Origin of the sequence: Microcoleus sp. Pol7_B2 (assembly GCF_036701035.1) — a bacterium.
Taxonomy (GTDB): domain Bacteria; phylum Cyanobacteriota; class Cyanobacteriia; order Cyanobacteriales; family Microcoleaceae; genus Microcoleus.
This window is the reverse complement of sequence record NZ_JAUBQB010000104.1, coordinates 1-16,481: the sequence shown is the minus strand read 5'-3', so window position 1 is coordinate 16,481 and position 16,481 is coordinate 1. Positions and strand designations below refer to the sequence as shown.

Sequence of the window (16,481 nt, the reverse complement as noted above, 5' to 3'; positions counted from 1 at the left end):
TATATTTAACTCTGCTTGAATATATCGATCGCTCCTGCTCTTGGTTGGCGATCGATTATTCAGCAAGCCCTAACTAACAAAAATTAGTTGCAAAAATTAGGGTTGGCAATACTTACCATCTTAGATAAAACCGTTTTTAGACGTAGCGGAATCCTACTTAAAATCTGTGAAGCTCAGACAAGACTTATAATAGAATAATGTTCCGAATACCACATATCGATGTTGCTGAATTCAGGTATGAATCAGGTGGGAACAGGGACATCCAAGAACTTGAGATAATGAATTACAGCACTTCCGGATGTTTCGGCGCGATAGACAAGGGCAATGGGTTCTCTCCCAGTATGGTTTGGGCGATTCCTTGCAACTTGAATCGGTGAATCTAGAAATTGCGATCGCCGATTTATATCGTCAAGTAAAATTTTCTTAAAAATTCCGCTATTAAGGGATTGGATATTAATTATCCTCGGGATTTTTTTAATTATTTGAACGAACCGCGAAGACGCTAGAGCGCGAATAAAGAACAGTATCTTCTTCTTTCTCTTTCTTCGCGTCCTTAGCGCCTTGGCGGTTCATTTAATCTTACTCCAGATTCGTAAAAACCCGGTTTCTGGGCCCCGATGGGTCAGTCAAATTTAAACTTAGATGTTGCACCATTCTCAATAAGCTTTTTAAGAACAGGCAAGATGCCTGTTCCACAAGAAAATTTACTCTTTGTGGAACAGGCATCTTGCCTGTTCTTGAGAATGGTGCAAAATGTAAAATTTAAACAAACTGACCCGTTGGAGTCGATCGCACGCGGCGAATCCCAACCACCGACGGCATCGGCGATCGGCGCCGATCATTCTCAATATTACTCGGCCACAAACTGCCGCGAGCAACACTACGAGTCTGATTGAAAACAGCACCGTTCAAATCCAACATTTCAATTTGCCGACTCAGTACAGTGCCATCATCGATCGGGCAATCTTCCCCCGGATGCTGCACCGAAAACAATAGCGTATCCCCCACAAAAGTCGGCCCTGTCATTTCGCACCGATTCGGCCCGTAAGCAAACGGAATTACTGTTCCTGCATTAGGGCCGGAAGTCGGAATATAAAAGAGCCAATTGTTGCCGAAAACTCCAGTAAAATCTGACACATTTCCCGTCTTTTTATGGTCGATCGTCGTTGGCTTTCCACTCGCACCCACATCAAAACCGTTGTGCGTGCTCGTAGACATATCAGTCACGCCCCAAACATTGCCTTGAGTGTCAAAAGCCAAATTGTCTACACTAGCAAATCCCGCCCCAGCTACCGCACCTGCTTCTCCACCTTGAGCCAAACGCTGCCAGCGGAACGTCAAACCTGCACCGTCGGGACTGTCTTCAATTATCTTATACAGTCCTCCCGACTGTTGGGTGCTGTTGACTGCGCTACCGTATTTAGCAACAGTAAAAATGCGAGAATCTGGATAGCCGTCGCTTCCGGGTGCGGCGTCAGTATAAGCAATAAAAACTTCCTTAGTAGTAGGATTAACTTCCAAATCTTCCGGTCGCGCCGTCGGAGTGCCACCAATCAAATTAGCAGCTAAGAAAGCATCAACTAAAACCGCACCTTGGCTGCTGTAAAAGTTAGCCAGAGTTTTATTTTGGTAGCCCGGAAGTGCTGTTGCTTCATTGGTTGTATCTACTACAAAAGAACCGCCGTCTTCGGTTTGAGCAGCAATTCCAGCGCGTTTGGGCAAGCGAGTATTTGCATCTCTTTGAGCTTTGCCAAAACTTGCTAATTCTGCCTCGCCAATTTTAGAAGGACGCAGCGGATTTGTCGGGGTATTTAATGTCAGTGGCAGCCATCTTCCAGTACCGTTGCGGTTATATTGGGCAACGTACAAAACCCCATCTTCAAACAATCGGCTGTTGTTTTTATCTGCGGGATTGGTGACAGTACCGTTGCTGACAAATTTCCAGGTGTGTCCGCCGCGCCGATCGTCCCCCATGTACCCTATTAACTTGCGGCCTGCTTCAGCGCGCATCCCGACATTTTCGTGGCGGAAACGGCCCAACCATGTGTGCTTCCGGGGGCGGAAACTCGGATCTTGGGGATCGACTTCTACCATCCAGCCGTATTTTTCGCCGACTAAGCCGAATTCCTCGCCCGTAGTGCCCTTGGCGTAGCCGGTTTGACCGCCGTTAGGTTTGACGTTTTCCTGAACTCCCACGAAGAATAGTTCGCTACCTTGGAAGTTTTCTTCGGCGGAGAGGATTGTGCCCCAAGGAGTTGTGCCACCGGAACAGTTGTAAGCTGTGCCGATGATGCGGTTGCCGAGTCCGTCGGTGTTGACTTGCGCGAAGACTTGGGTGGCTGCAGGGCCCGTGCCTGTGAGGTACTCGTTATCCCCTTGTCTGGTTCCCCAGGAGGTGACATCTTTGTATTTGTCGGCACGCTGGCTGTTGATGCCGAGGCCGGAAAGTCCGTGAATGCGTCGGTTGAGTGGATCCCGGGCGATCGCCCCAAAGCGTCCGTTGGCTTGTTTGGTGATGCGGACGATCGAACCACCGAGATTGTACAGAAATTCGCCGAGGGTAGCCTGATTTTTTACCGATAAGTCTATACCGAGGACGGCGCGATCGGTTGTTGGAAATGGTGCCAGATCAGACGGCACTTCCGGCGTCACTTTCGACATCGGGAAACCTACATACTCGTGGTTCACCCAGAGATAGCCGTCGTCACTGCTGCCACCAAGGGGTAGGAAGGCGGTGTAGTCGTTGTTGTAGCCGAAATAGTCTGCCGGATTGGGAAAAACTCGATCGCCCCAGCGGAGAATCACATACCGTTCGTATTCCGGCGGCACAACCACATCGTCAACAATGCTGTAACTCGTTAATTTAGTATCCTGTGAGGCAGCCATCACGGTTCCCTGTCCGTTTAAGCCCGTCGGCATAAAGCTGGGCAGTTCTCGATAAATCGGCAGCGGGTGGGGAAGTCTTAACGCAGTGAAAGATAGCGGAACTACAGCTTCGGCCGAGGTGGAATTGATGCCGAATAGTGTTTTAGTTAGTTGAGGGGCAAGCACAGTGGTAGCCGCACTGCTGCCGAAGAAAATTAGCAGTTGTCGGCGAGTTATTTTAGACATAAATTCATTATTCAACCCAACTTCCCTAATCTGATGATTCCGTATGAAACTTTATCACTGTTCAATTAAGGGAAGTTAACCTGAAGGTTAATAAAAGTGGAATTATATTTGGGTTAATAATTGGTTATTGGTTGTTTGTTATTTGTTACCAATGCCCGATCCCCAATGCCCCATGCCCGATTTCAATCATCTCGAAAACCCGGATCATTTTCTCTGGATGTCAATCGACTAGGCGCAGGTACATTAATCACTTGCGAATACCCAGAATTGGCGGGCGAAATATTGCCGTTTCTGAATCCCAGCAGCAATTGAGCATCGGCAAAATATCTAGTCCACTGTTCAATTCTCGCATCTTTCTGCCAGTCGCGGCGGGATACTCTCGATCGCAAAACCGGAACTCTTTGCCGGCTGCGATCGGCTGTAATGATGATTGTAACTTCTGTTAATGCCGAATTTTCTTGAAACTCGCGGGCGATCGACTCTTTCGCTAAATCTTCCGCCTGCTGCACTAAACTCGCAAAAGATTGACTGCCGTCCGAATCTAGGGTAATGTAGCGCTCTTTTGTTTCAGCCAAACCTATTGATATACTTGCTGCTAAACTGATAATTGCTAGAATGATAGCCGACAATAAGCGTAGGTACAAATTCATTATTTTTGAAACTAAATACTAACACTTGTCAATGATAATTAATAAAAATTAACAAGATGTTAATATTTGATTAAAATAAAGTTTTGTGTCACCATATTTTCCTAAAAAAGTGTCCTGTAGGATCAATTTACCACCAAAAATTAGGCTTTTAGGGGCGGGTTTTACTCGAAATATTTGTCGGTAGTAAAGGAGATCGATCAACCCGCCCCCGCGTTACTCTTCTTCCCTCTTCCTTCTTCCTGACATCCGTTACATCCGTTACACAATCCGTTGCCGAACCTTCTTCTTTATGAAATCAACAAAATGTGCGATCGCCCTTGGTAGCAACTTAGGCGACTCCCTCGCCACACTCAAAAGCGCGATCGTAACCCTCAACAACACCCCAGGAATAGCCGTAAAATCTCATTCAAGCTGGTATCAAACCGCCCCCGTAGGGCCGCCGCAACCCGATTACATCAACGCCTGTGCCATCCTCGAAGTGGCACTAGAACCCGAACAATTGCTAGCAACTTTATTAAAAATTGAAATAAAATTTAATCGAATTCGCAGAGAAAAATGGGGGCCAAGAACCCTCGACCTAGATTTGCTGCTGTACGACAATTTAATCCGAGAAACTCCGACACTGACTCTACCTCATCCCCGGATGAGCGAAAGAGCTTTTGTATTAGTACCTTTAGCAGAAATTGCTCCGGATTGGGTGCATCCGGTGACGAAAAGTGCGATCGCCCAACTGCTGCAAACCGCAGACTGTTCCGGAGTGCAAAAATTGCAACTGTAAAAATTGAGTACAATTCACGGATCGTAGCAGTTTCACAAAAAATGCAACCGTAGGTAAGCTCCAAAATGTGAGAGTTATCAGTCATTCCCAATGTAAAATCTAAAATCTAAAATCTAAAACCGTATGAGATCGCCTATGATGTCTTAAATCGGTGCACTCAAACATTATTCGCTTGTCGCTTATGTCGATCGGTCAAGAACTACCCCAACTCCTCAAACAACGCCTATTTTACCAAGGGCGCAAATTCAACTTTGACGTAGCCACCCTCCGTCTTCCCAACGGTTCCGAAGGCGAGTGGGAATGTATTCGCCACCCGGGCGGAGCACTTGCAGTTCCCGTCACACCCGAAGGTAAACTCGTCTTGGTACGCCAATATCGCTTTGCCACAAAAGGGCGAATTTTAGAATTTCCCGCTGGTACGGTAGAAATCAATGAAAATCCCGCCGAAACTATCAAACGCGAAATCGAAGAAGAAACCGGATATCGCGCCGGAAAATGGCAGAAATTAGGGCAATTTTTTCTCGCCCCCGGTTATTCCGACGAAATCATTTATGCTTTCTTAGCCCAAGATTTGGAAAAACTGGACAAGCCACCAGCACAAGACGATGACGAAGACATGGAGACAGTTTTATTCACCCCGGAAGAATTAGATAAAGCTATCTTAGCTGGGGAACCCATTGATGCAAAATCTATTTCTAGCTTTTTCTTGGCACGTCCCTTTTTGATGTAAATCCGATATGTGAGTGACAGATAAAAGCTCGTTGAAATAGCGGTAAGGTGCGCTCTTCGCACCCTACTTAATATATCGTAGTAAGGTCGCCGATACGCACCCTACGGCGAAATGTATGAAGTTAAAATTTAATCAAAAAAATGTCCGATATATCCAATCTAATTTTATTTTGGCACCGCCGCGACTTGCGTATTTCTGACAACATCGGACTGGCAGCAGCGCGCCAGCAAAGCCCGAAAGTAGTCGGAATTTTTTGTCTCGATCGCAATATCCTAAATCGGGATGACGTAGCGCCAGCTAGAGTCACATACATGATCGGCTGCTTGCAAAAACTCTCCTCGCGTTACAGGGATGCAGGCAGCCAATTGCTGATAATTCAAGATGACCCGAGTCTAGGAATACCGAGATTAGCAACAGCTATAAATGCTCAAGCAGTATTTTGGAACTGGGATGTTGAACCCTACGCAAAACAGCGCGATCAGTCAGTATCAAACGCCCTCCAACAAGCAGGAATTCAAGTTCAAAATTTCTGGGATCAAGTCCTGCACGCCCCAGATGAAATTCGCAGTGGTACAGGGACTCCCTACACAGTTTATACACCATTTTGGAAAAAATGGAATAGTAAACCCAAAGCCCAACCCGTAGAGACACTGCCGATAACTTATCTGGAATCAATGACCGGATTAACTGCCGAAGAACAAGCAATCGCGAACCAAGCAGGTGCAATGGAAACAGTGCCAACTGCCTCTAGTTTGGGATTTATTTGGGAAAATCCATTAGTAATAGAACCCGGAGAAGACGCAGCGCAACAAAAATTAGAAGAATTTTGCGATCGGGCAATTTACCAATATCAAGAACAGCGCAATTTTCCCGCAACTAACGGCACATCCCAACTCAGCGCAGCCCTCAAATTTGGTGCAATTGGCATCCGCACTGTTTGGCAAGCTACCCAGATAGTAATGGACACTTGCCGCAGCGAAGAAGCGTGTACAAGCATCCGTACTTGGCAACAGGAAATAGCGTGGCGGGAATTTTACCAACACGCCATGTATAACTTCCCAGAATTAGCAGACGGCCCCTACCGTCCAGCATTCAAAGACTTTCCGTGGGATAACGATGAAAAGCTCTTTCAAGCTTGGTGTAAAGGCAAAACTGGCTATCCTATTATTGATGCAGCAATGCGGCAGTTAAATCAGACAGGTTGGATGCACAATCGCTGCCGCATGATAGTCGCCAGTTTCCTTACCAAAGATTTAATTATTAACTGGCAGTGGGGTGAAAAATACTTCATGCAAAAATTGATAGATGCCGACCTTTCTGCTAATAATGGCGGCTGGCAGTGGAGTGCATCGAGCGGCATGGACCCGAAACCTTTGCGAATATTCAATCCTGCGACTCAAGCTCAAAAATTTGACCCGGAGGGCGAATATATTCGGCACTGGGTTCCAGAATTGCGCCGCGTTGATACTAAAGTTTTGCTAACAGGAAATCTTTCACCTTTAGAACGCCGACTTCTTCATTATCCCTCTCCGATCGTAGATCACAACCAGCAGCAGCGCAAGTTTAAGGAACTTTATAACCAGCAAAAAAACGCAGATTAGACTTCTCGATTTTTGGCGCCAGTTACCAGTAAATTAAGTTGAGGCGCCGTGTACCCACTCAAATTAAAAGATTGTATCAGTTATAATAAACTTAAATAAATCGGAGGTTGAAATGGTAACTGTGCAATTAAGACAAATCAGTGTACCCCCAGGACATAGAGTGCTGTTCCATGATGTCAACTGGCAGGAATTTGAAGCAATTTTAGAAGAGTTGGGAGAACACCGTGCCTCTAGAATAGCTTACAGTCAAGGAACTTTAGAGATTAGGATGCCACTACCAGAACACGAGAAAGCTAAAATCATTATTGGCTATTTGGTGAAAATTTTGTTTGAGGAACTAGAAATCGAATTTGAACCATTTGGTTCGACTACTTTCAAGCGAAAAGGTATGTTACAAGGAATTGAACCTGATGAATGTTTTTACATTCAGAATTACGCTTTAATGATTGGCAAAAAGCGGATCGACTTAACTGTCGATCCGCCGCCTGACTTAGCAATTGAAGTCGATTTAACTTCCAAGACTCAACTGGACGCTTACGAAGCTTTGGGAGTACCTGAAATATGGCGCTATGAAAATAAGAAGCTTCTGATTAATGTGCTTCAAGAAGGGAAATATGTTGAATCGGAAATTAGTCCTATTTTTCCCAATTGGCCAATTATTGAAGCTATTTCTCAATATTGCGAACAAAGCCAAACAGTGGGGACGAGTCAAACTCTCAGATTGTTTCGCCAGTGGGTTAAAAACCAAATACAAAATGGATAGGAAATCCCTAGTTAACGCACTTGCTGTCAGAACTCCGGCTTATTTACGATCGCAAAAAAGCCATTTTCTAACAGCCAGCCTCCTAATTCCGTTGTATTTTTAATTTCGCTTTTGGGAAATAGAGAGAGAGTAAGGGTGTTGACCTTGAGATCGATCGCCCACAAAAATAACATAAGTCCCCTTGTCCCCATAACCGGAAAATTCTACATTCCCCGCAGCAGCATTCGCCGGCAGCACGCAGAAACGCCCCCTCGGCCCTTGAATCATTAAACTTGGAGCTCCAGCGGTTTGTACTGCAATCCGCCAGTAAGGCAAATCCTGCGTTACTTCGATGACGTGGTTCGGTCCTTGGGAGACAAAACCGCAGTCCCCGCTATTGTTCGGGCCGCCGGAAACTCCAGAAACTCCCAGCGGTTCGGGAAATCCCGGAGCAATTTGTAGCGGTTGGCTCCGAAGGGCACCGGCATCCGCTAAAATCATTGCCAAGGCTACGGTCACGATCGGGCTAAACCACAGTTTGCCGCGATCGCCCGGATAATTGATCTTCATGTTTCCTCACACAATGACATTTGGTTCTAGTTCTTTGACGGTAGGGGATAACGGCTGTTCCAAACACATTAATCTAAAATAACTTCGGAATTTTTTTATGAATCCTCAAAATAACTTCAATTGGCAGCAAGCGTTCGGAGAACTAAAAGCTAAAGTAGAACGATCGCCGCTCATCACACAAAATTCAGACAGCTATCAAGCCGTCGGAACCTTCTACAATCAATTATTGGACAAGTTTCAAAGACTCCCCAAACCCGGGCAGGTGGCAGCCTTTGGCGTCGGAGCGATAATTGTCCTGACAGTCTTCAATAGCGTCGTACAGCTAATTTCAGCGCTGATGACTCTTGCCGTTCTCGGAGTGCTAATCTACATAGCGTATAAATTGGCAATTTCCCCCCAGTCCTCAAATACTAACGACAAATAATAGGAATTTCTAAATATGGCTAACCCCACCGCGCCCAGCGGCATCAATCAACCCGATCCGTCTTGGCAAACACAATCCAAGCAAATGCCACTGCTGGTTCGCAGGTGCGGCGCTTGGGCAGTGGAAATTTCGTTAATTGCGGCCAGCGCCCTCGTTCCCTTCAGTATCGGGGCATTGGTCAACCATGAAGATCAAACCGCGCCACTCAATCCCTACATAGCAGCAGCATCCGAAACCGTCGCCCGTACTTTGGGCATACCGATGCGCGATCGCAACCCCAGAGTCGCACACCTAACTAATCTATTCTGGTCAGGGGCGCTGCTGGCACCGGCAGTTTTAGCGGGGTGGCAACTGTTTTTGCTTGCCAGAACAGGTCAAACTATCCCCAAACGCTGGTTCGGGGTCAAAGTTGTCACAGCGTCGGGTACTCCTCCGGGTTTTGGGCAAGTGCTAATTCGCGAAAGTTTGGGGCGCTGGGGAGTGCCTCTGGGCGTCGCTTACGGCATTTGGCGCTTGAGCGGTGCGTTTCCTGATTTGCTGATTTTAGGGGGGTTGAGCGGCTTGGCAGTGCTCGCAGACGGGGCTTTTGCATGGCGCTACAAACGGCAATCTGGACACGATCGCCTCGCGAATACTTTGGTCGTCAATGCTCGATCGAATCAACTGTCTGCCGATCCTGTCCCGACTCAAGATTGGACTGAGGAAGACGCGCAGATTGCGGCTTTGGTTGTGACTCCACAAAGCAGCCTGAAAGCAAATGCCAGTTTGTGGAATTGGATGCGCCAACACCCAGGCACAACTTTGGTGATAGTTACCGTCGGCAGCGCGGGATTGATTTTAACTTTGTTTGTCGGCACTCTCATCTACACTCAAAGTCAAGCAAATCTGCGGGATTCCCGGCAGCGGAACGACGAATTATTTGTCGCTTTAGTTAGCAAATTGTCTCCCACATCGGCTAGCGGGGCATCGGGCAGGCGATCGGCCATTTTGGCTTTGGGGGCCGTGGATGACTCCCGCGCCGTACCCCTGCTAGCGGATTTGCTAGCTCAAGAAGACAACCGCGCCATGTTGGACGCGATCCAGCAAGCTTTAGTCAGTAGCGGGCCGAAAGCTTTGCCTGAGTTGCAGCGGTTGAATCAGGCCCTCAGCAACGACCTCGATACCCTGCGCTTTGGCGGCAAGGCCCCGGAACGCGAGTTAGCGGCCGCCCGCCTGCGAACAGTACAAAGGGCGATCGGCAAAATTCTCACAGTGTATAGCAGCCAGCTCAACGGTGTCGATCTCAGCCGCACAGATTTAGCTCAAAGTCCTGCCGGCCCGTCTCAGTTTACTTTAGTTTTAAACAAAGTTGACTTGTCGGGAATTAAGTTGAGAAATGCCAATTTAACCAATGCCAGCTTGCAGGGAGCTCGCTTTTACGGCACCGGCGAAGACAGGCGTCCGGGTACATTTGACGATTGGATTTCTGACTTGAGCGGCGCTAATTTGGAAGGAGTAAATTTGGTCGGGGCGTCTTTGAACAGTGCTGTAATGAACCGGACTACTTTTGTGCGCGCTGTCATGAACAAAGCTAATTTGTCAAACGGCAACTTGAATTCAGCTAACTTTAGCAGTGCTATTTTAATTGGAGCAAATTTACAGGAAGCACTGTTAAAAAATGCAAGTTTTACTGGGGCAGATATAGGAAGCGCAAATTTGTCGCGAGCGGATTTGTCGGGTGCGCGTTTGGGCAAAGTGAAGGCTCAAGGCGCTCAGTTGTCCTTGACAAATTTGTCTAAATCGCAATGGCAAGGTGCTGATTTGTCCGGTGCTGATTTGAGCGGCGCTAACTTACAAAATGCCGATTTGACTTCGACTAAACTCACCAACGTGAATTTCAAAGATGCTCGGTTGCAAGATGCGATTTTTCGGAATGCGGAGGTGAGTTCGGTTGATTTTAGGGGCGCTAATTTAGCGCGAGCGGATTTTAAAGGCGCTGTGTTTCTGGGGAAAACAGCTCCGGATCAATTTATTCAAAATCCGACTGGTAGTAAATCCGGTCGATTCCTAGGAGTTGATTTTGCGGAGGCTAAGAATTTAGATAAAAGTCAAATTGCTTACATTTGTTTGCAGGGGGGGATTCATCCGAAGTGCCCGCAGAAGAAGTAAGGATTGGTTGTTAACGAGTAGGCTAATACACTCGATCAAAGAACAGGTAGGATAATTATGAGCGTTAAGCGAATCATTTATCTCATCCTAGCAATTCTGGGACTTGTGCTGCCTTGGTACTATAACTTGCAGTTTTTTAGCAATGCTGGCTTGCTCGACTTTGTAAACGAGAGTTCGGCTAATCTTGCTGCAAAATCGGTAAGTTTAGATTTGTTTATCGCAACTGTAGCAGGAAGCACTTGGATGTACGCTGAGTCAAAACGATTGGATATAAGTTTTGTAGGGCTGTACATACTTCTGGGTGTGCTTGTTTCGTTTTCATGTGCTTTCCCGCTTTTCTTGTTTGTGCGGGAAACCAAGCTGGAAAAATCAAGCGAAGTCTCAAGTTGAAAAGTTGGTCACCGATTAGTGGCGCGCAGCACAATAATTCGGTGCAAGCGATCGAGGTATTATATAATTTCCGGTAAAATCACCGTTATAGGTTTGTAGTGACGGCGGAAGTGCTCAGAATTTTATGAGGATTAAATTCCTCACTACAAACCAAAGTGATTTTTGTCGTTTGAGGTAGGATAATACTAATAGCAATTTCACTCATTTTTTGCTAAAAATTTTTGGCTTGGTTTTGGTTCCACCTGCCCAATTTACTACTGCATTGTTTATTGAAATTGCTATTATATCGTTTCCGGTTGTATCGGTATTTTTCAAAGGTTCAAACAGTCCCTTGTCCCGAAATCATAATTTTAGTCAACAGTCAACAGTCAACTGTCAACTGTCAACAATTCCGGAGGACTGCAACCGGAATTTATATTACGCAATAGCATCCGAACTGGCAAGAGTCTCGAATTGCGCCAATAGCATTGCCTCACCATTATTTGGAGTTCCAAAAATTTTAGGTAACTGACCTGTTTCAGCGAGAACTTGTCTCACTTCTCGGTTAGATACATCGGCTAGATTTTTGTTATTTAGAATGGCATTAACCGCAGCGATACCCACACCTTGACCAACTGCAGCGTTGAATTCCACAATTCTGCCGACAGAACAAGCAAACCCTTCAAATCCAGAACAGGGACTGACCACTGCCAGGTTAGGAACGTTTTTAATTAATGCGTGGCGGATGCCAATATTAAAGATAGGGTGTTTAAAACTCAGACTTTTAAACCATCCTAGACCATTGGCTTTATCGCGAATACCCCGGATGCCTCCCCGTACATCAAAATGATAGCTAAATGTTGCCAGGGCTTCATTAGCAGGTACGCCACCTGACAGCATTTGTGCGCCAGTTAAAGGTTCTACAACTCCCGTCACATTGCCGGCGTGTCTGATATATAGTTCTGAGGCATAAGTAACAGAAGTAGCCCCCAAACTTCTCAGCCAAGTTGTAATAAATAACATCTCTCTTTGCATATTAGCCGTGGGTTTACTCCCGCTTCTGGCTAAGGCTTCCGCTTCGCTGGCGGTGACTGCAAATAAAAGCGCATTCCACGAAAGTCTGTCATTTGGAAGTATGGCTATATTTCCCTCATCTAAAATTATGCCACTTTCAGAAAAAGATAGTTTTATTCCTCTAAAGGAGTGGTAAGCTACAGACAGAGCCGGCGAGCGAACATCGATGTAATCGTTGCCCGCCCACAGAGTTTTGAGATTGCCTTTAGTGTCTTTCATTTCCAGCCGGAGTTCTTCGGCTAGTTTGGCATCCTTGTCGGCAGCGTACAGCAAAAATTTTTGACTCTCTGCATCGGCAAGGTTGGTAAAGCGTTTTAGATAAGTATAATCGAATTCTTTCAGTGCTCTTGCACTGAGTCCTTGGGTTTCAAAAACGAGGGTGACTGGAAGTTCTGAGTTAGGCAGACCCAATGTTTCAAATCCCTTCAGCTTTCTCACACCCGCAGCTTGAGCTAATTCGGCATTGACAGTGGCATCAATAAATTGCTTGCCGGCATAAACTACGCCTTGAGAGGTGGTTATACTGGCAATTTTTTGACCTACTTTACTGACTGATTTAATTTCTACTTTGCTGAGGAGATCTGCCCCAGCTTGTACTAGCATTTCTTTCAGCGCTGCACTGGCTTTGCGGGGGTCAAGTGCAATTGCCTTAACACCGGATTTTTGCAGGAACTCTTTATAGATTGTCGCCGGTGAACCAAAGGTATCTAACTTTAAAGATTGTTGAAGTTGTTCACTAATCTGACTTCTATCTAAATAAGCAAGACCGCCTCTTACCAAATGCCCGCCAATTCCTTCTTGCAGGCTTGCTTTCGACATCAGTAGAATTCGCGGATAACGCTTTGTTCGGCGAAGATATTCTCTGGAGGCAGAGATAACAGCTAGAACTCCTGGAACTTCATCACCAAAACAGATGATATCGTAAGAACGCAGATCCATGACCATTATTTAATAACCTCTGCTGATTTTCATTTTTTCGAGCTGCATCTCAATGTTTCCCGTCAAACTCTCTGTTTTTTCCAAATCTAGCTCGATATTTCCTGATTGTTGCGATAAATATTCACACATTCCTGGATGCAGCAACCGGGTTTTTTCCTGAAAATCTTTCGTTGAGGACGATCGATCTCGGTTGCAAAACCCGGTTTCTGAGCCTCAAGAGTATCTCTGTGTTGTACTCTTGATTGCCATCAGGTCAGATTATCAGGATCTATCCCCAACTCCCGCAATCGCTGAGCTAGTCGATCGGAACGTTCAGCCAGTCGATCGGCGCGCTGGGCTTCTTGTTGGGCGCGATGCGATTCCTGTTGGGCGCGCTGGGCTTCCTGTTGGGCGCGCTGCGTGGATTCTTTCACCTGTTCTTCAGGAGTCAGATAACGTTTTCCCTCGGCATCATACCAATACAACCACTCCCTTGTCACCCCAGAATAACTTCCCCTTTCACAACCAATCCCCAAACCAATTTCTGGCATCCAAACTGGATTTCCTGGCTGTAATTCATACTTTCCATTGACTAACTTGTGTACTTCTAAACGAGGTTTACGACGGCGGCGGGAAGAATAAATGACGTAATAAAGTACACCTAAAGCTTGATATTCCTCCAACTTTGTGCTGTATTCCTTGCGATAAGTTGGGGAAACTACTTCCAGCACAAAACTCGGCAGAACATTTTCATCCCACAGCACGTAACTCGGACGCAATTCTTCGTCGTAATATCGTTCTACTCCTAAACTTAAGAAAGCATCTGGGACAATGGGCGGTTCGTCAGGGTGATGATAAATACCCATATCTATGCCAAAAAACCAGTCCATGCGTTCTGACCAAAGTATGAGCAATATTGCTTTTAACAACCCTGGTATTAGCTCTTGGAGTTCGTTATCCACAGGCGTTTCATCCGAGTCTGGTAGTTCATCGGCGGAGGGCAAGTTCCTCGGCAAGTTGTACTGTAACATTGCGGCTTTCCTCAAAACTCACTAATATTATACCGTTGATTTGTTGAGCGATAGTATTTATTGAACGAACCGCGAAGAAGCGAAGGAAGAGAAGAGAAGATGATAGGTAATTTTGACTTAGTTAATCGGAAGTAATTTTTGTAAAAGATTTGCTGAGACTTACACGATCGACTAAACTATGTCTAACCAGTCGGTTCTAATGGGGAGCAGCCGTTAGAGGAAACGGGGAAAGTTCGGTGCAAGTCCGGCGCTGTCCCGCAACTGTAATGAGAGTCATGTCGCTTTCTGAGTCAGGATGCCCGCCGATGTGTTAGTTTACATAGTCTCATCTGCGAGGTTCAGCGTGAAGACCAGAAATCGGAAATTGGTCAGCTTGGGATTGATGGCTGGCTTGAGTTGTTATATTGTCCTGGCTTCGGCAACGCCCGCCGCAGCTATGCACATTTCGGAAGGTTTTTTGCCGGTGCAATGGGCTGCATTTTGGTGGATGGTGGCGTTGCCTTTTTTTGCCTGTGGGTTGCGATCGATTACTCGCATTACAAAAAAACACCCGGAACTTAAACTATTGCTTGCTTTGGCGGGTGCGTTTACTTTTGTGCTTTCTGCTTTAAAAATTCCCTCGGTAACGGGCAGTTGTTCTCACCCGACGGGTACCGGTTTGGGTGCAATTTTGTTCGGCCCTTCGGTGATGGGTGTACTGGGGGCTTTAGTTCTGCTTTTCCAAACGTTACTGTTAGCGCATGGTGGGTTGACAACCCTGGGAGCGAATATGTTTTCGATGGCAATTGTCGGCCCTTTCGCTGCGTATTTTATCTATCAATTGCTGTTGCAAACTGGCAGCCAGCGGGCGGCAATTTTTTGTGCGGCAGCTTTGGCAGATTTACTGACTTATGTGGCGACTTCGATTCAATTAGCGTTAGCTTTCCCCGCAGCAAGTGGCGGTTTTATAGCTTCGTTTCTCAAGTTTGCTGGCATCTTTGCTATTACTCAAGTACCCCTGGCTATCAGTGAGGGATTGCTGACTCTATTGGTCTGGAATTGGCTGCATTCTTACGGGAAGCCGGAGTTGGAAACTTTGAAATTATTGAGACAGGAGTCATAAGCCGTGAATCATAAACCTACAAAAAATTACCAATCTACTTCGCGGCAAAATTGGCTTTTGGCTGGTGCTGTGATTGTTCTGGCAGCGTTTCCTCTCATTTTTGTGCGGGGTGAATATGGCGGTTCCGATGACCAAGCTAAGAAAGCAATTACCGAAATTCAACCGGGTTATAAGCCTTGGTTCAATCACTTGTTTGAGCCGGCTAGCGGAGAAATTGCCAGTCTATTGTTTGCGTCTCAAGCGGCGATGGGGGCTGGCGTAGTTGGGTACGTCATTGGGTTGTATAAAGGCCGATCGCAATCTCGGCAGCAGTCTGATAATAAATCGTCGGAATGAACCATCAGATTGATAGTCTGGCTTATACAAATCGCTTGCGGGGGTTGCCGCCATCTCACAAGTTATCCTTTGCGATCGCCCTTTTAATTCTGTCTCTCGTTTCTGGGGCGATCGTCCAATTGTCGATCGCCCTTTGGTTGGCCGTCTGGATCGTCGTCTATGCGGGTATTCCGGGGAAACTGTATTTGCGGTTGCTGTCGCTACCGTTGATGTTTTTGCTGACAAGTGTGCCTGCTTTGGCGATGGGTGCGGTTGCGGGCGATCGTATCCCCGCGATTCAGTGGGATATTTGGCAAGGTTGGGGGATTAGCATGGGCACTTTTTATCTGTATGTGAGCCGCACCGGAATATACCAAGTGAGCTTGCTATTTGCCCGCGCCTTCGCATCGACAAGCTGTATGTATTTCATTCTCTTGACGGTGCCATTTACCGAAGTCTTGCAGATTCTCAGACAATTACGCTGTCCAGAGTTAGTCACAGAACTGCTATTACTAATGTATCGGTTTATTTTTAGCTTATTGGCGATCGCCGATGAACTTTGGATCGCCCAAAACTCGCGCTGTGGCTATCGCACTTGGAAGCGGGGAATGCACAGTTTAAGCATTTTAATCGGGCAATTGCTTCAGCGAACTTTGGAAAACTACCGTCAAGTTTCGTTGAGTTTAGCGTCGCGCGGCTTTAATGGAGAACTGCGCGTGTGGAATTCTTACCCTTACAAACCTTCGCGAAGATATACATTTGAAGCTTTGTTTGGTTGCACGGTTTTAAGTTTGTTAAGTGTCGTATTTCAACGCTAAATTTATTAGGAATATTGATATAACCCAATACGGTTCAGTTAAGGCTCAAACCCTGGTAAATTAGGTATTGTTTCCAAAAATGGAGAGTAAGTTAGCGTGC

16 protein-coding genes and 1 riboswitch are annotated in these 16,481 nt (G+C 46.3%); of the genes, 11 read left to right on the top strand and 5 right to left on the bottom strand.

All coding sequences use genetic code 11. The annotated features are described in order from the left end of the window. Nucleotides 1–298 precede the first annotated feature (298 nt). The gene (locus tag QUA57_RS25850; RefSeq protein WP_333064558.1) at nucleotides 299–427 is read left to right on the top strand and encodes a hypothetical protein; all 129 of its coding nucleotides are present in this window, start codon (nucleotides 299–301) and stop codon (nucleotides 425–427) included. Nucleotides 428–762: 335 nt separating this feature from the next. Here the strand turns inward: QUA57_RS25850 and QUA57_RS25845 are convergent, their stop codons facing one another. Next, nucleotides 763–3,111: a PhoX family phosphatase gene (locus tag QUA57_RS25845; protein ID WP_333064560.1), complete on the bottom strand. Its 2,349-nt coding sequence runs from the start codon at nucleotides 3,109–3,111 to the stop codon at nucleotides 763–765. Between the two features lie 182 nt (nucleotides 3,112–3,293). Further along, the gene (locus tag QUA57_RS25840) at nucleotides 3,294–3,761 is read right to left on the bottom strand and encodes a hypothetical protein (protein ID WP_333064562.1); all 468 of its coding nucleotides are present in this window, start codon (nucleotides 3,759–3,761) and stop codon (nucleotides 3,294–3,296) included. Between the two features lie 289 nt (nucleotides 3,762–4,050). On the opposite strand from QUA57_RS25840, the gene folK reads away from it, so the two are divergent. From folK to QUA57_RS25820, 4 genes are all read left to right on the top strand, one after another. Continuing rightward, on the top strand, nucleotides 4,051–4,539 hold the full coding sequence (folK, locus tag QUA57_RS25835; protein ID WP_333064563.1) for a 2-amino-4-hydroxy-6-hydroxymethyldihydropteridine diphosphokinase: 489 nt from the start codon (nucleotides 4,051–4,053) through the stop codon (nucleotides 4,537–4,539). A 181-nt stretch (nucleotides 4,540–4,720) separates the two neighbouring features. After that, nucleotides 4,721–5,269, top strand: coding sequence for an NUDIX hydrolase (locus tag QUA57_RS25830; RefSeq protein WP_333064576.1), 549 nt, complete (start codon nucleotides 4,721–4,723; stop codon nucleotides 5,267–5,269). Between the two features lie 149 nt (nucleotides 5,270–5,418). Beyond that, a complete protein-coding gene (locus QUA57_RS25825) occupies nucleotides 5,419–6,870 on the top strand; it encodes an FAD-binding domain-containing protein (protein ID WP_333064577.1) in 1,452 nt (483 codons plus the stop codon). Nucleotides 6,871–6,982: 112 nt separating this feature from the next. After that, nucleotides 6,983–7,633, top strand: coding sequence for a Uma2 family endonuclease (locus QUA57_RS25820; RefSeq protein ID WP_333064564.1), 651 nt, complete (start codon nucleotides 6,983–6,985; stop codon nucleotides 7,631–7,633). Nucleotides 7,634–7,732: 99 nt separating this feature from the next. Here the strand turns inward: QUA57_RS25820 and QUA57_RS25815 are convergent, their stop codons facing one another. After that, nucleotides 7,733–8,182 (bottom strand): hypothetical protein, encoded by a 450-nt coding sequence (locus QUA57_RS25815; RefSeq protein ID WP_333064565.1) that lies wholly within the window; start codon nucleotides 8,180–8,182, stop codon nucleotides 7,733–7,735. A gap of 97 nt (nucleotides 8,183–8,279) precedes the next feature. On the opposite strand from QUA57_RS25815, the gene QUA57_RS25810 reads away from it, so the two are divergent. The 3 genes from QUA57_RS25810 to QUA57_RS25800 are packed head-to-tail and all read left to right on the top strand — an operon-like array spanning nucleotide 8,280 to nucleotide 11,144. After that, a complete protein-coding gene (locus QUA57_RS25810) occupies nucleotides 8,280–8,606 on the top strand; it encodes a hypothetical protein (RefSeq protein ID WP_333064566.1) in 327 nt (108 codons plus the stop codon). Between the two features lie 15 nt (nucleotides 8,607–8,621). Further along, nucleotides 8,622–10,754 (top strand): pentapeptide repeat-containing protein, encoded by a 2,133-nt coding sequence (locus QUA57_RS25805; RefSeq protein WP_333064568.1) that lies wholly within the window; start codon nucleotides 8,622–8,624, stop codon nucleotides 10,752–10,754. A 57-nt stretch (nucleotides 10,755–10,811) separates the two neighbouring features. Next, nucleotides 10,812–11,144, top strand: a complete 333-nt coding sequence (locus tag QUA57_RS25800) for a DUF2834 domain-containing protein (protein WP_190656091.1) — start codon at nucleotides 10,812–10,814, stop codon at nucleotides 11,142–11,144. Nucleotides 11,145–11,561: 417 nt separating this feature from the next. On the opposite strand, the gene QUA57_RS25795 is transcribed toward QUA57_RS25800, so the two are convergent. Both QUA57_RS25795 and QUA57_RS25790 read right to left on the bottom strand, forming a co-directional pair. Beyond that, nucleotides 11,562–13,142: an FAD-dependent oxidoreductase gene (locus tag QUA57_RS25795; protein WP_333064571.1), complete on the bottom strand. Its 1,581-nt coding sequence runs from the start codon at nucleotides 13,140–13,142 to the stop codon at nucleotides 11,562–11,564. A 242-nt stretch (nucleotides 13,143–13,384) separates the two neighbouring features. Beyond that, on the bottom strand, nucleotides 13,385–14,146 hold the full coding sequence (locus QUA57_RS25790) for a Uma2 family endonuclease (protein ID WP_333064573.1): 762 nt from the start codon (nucleotides 14,144–14,146) through the stop codon (nucleotides 13,385–13,387). Nucleotides 14,147–14,320: 174 nt separating this feature from the next. Then, a riboswitch (cobalamin riboswitch) is annotated at nucleotides 14,321–14,467 on the top strand. Between the two features lie 61 nt (nucleotides 14,468–14,528). Here QUA57_RS25790 and QUA57_RS25785 point away from each other — a divergent pair. Genes QUA57_RS25785 through cbiQ form a run of 3 tightly spaced genes read left to right on the top strand, consistent with a single transcriptional unit; the run spans nucleotide 14,529 to nucleotide 16,381 of the window. After that, a complete protein-coding gene (locus QUA57_RS25785) occupies nucleotides 14,529–15,248 on the top strand; it encodes an energy-coupling factor ABC transporter permease (RefSeq protein ID WP_333064578.1) in 720 nt (239 codons plus the stop codon). A 3-nt stretch (nucleotides 15,249–15,251) separates the two neighbouring features. Next, entirely contained in the window at nucleotides 15,252–15,584 is a 333-nt protein-coding gene (locus QUA57_RS25780) for an energy-coupling factor ABC transporter substrate-binding protein (RefSeq protein ID WP_333064574.1), read from the top strand. Then, the gene (gene cbiQ, locus QUA57_RS25775; protein ID WP_333064575.1) at nucleotides 15,581–16,381 is read left to right on the top strand and encodes a cobalt ECF transporter T component CbiQ; all 801 of its coding nucleotides are present in this window, start codon (nucleotides 15,581–15,583) and stop codon (nucleotides 16,379–16,381) included. The genes QUA57_RS25780 and cbiQ overlap by 4 nt, the downstream gene beginning before the upstream one ends. The last annotated feature ends 100 nt before the right edge of the window (nucleotides 16,382–16,481 follow it).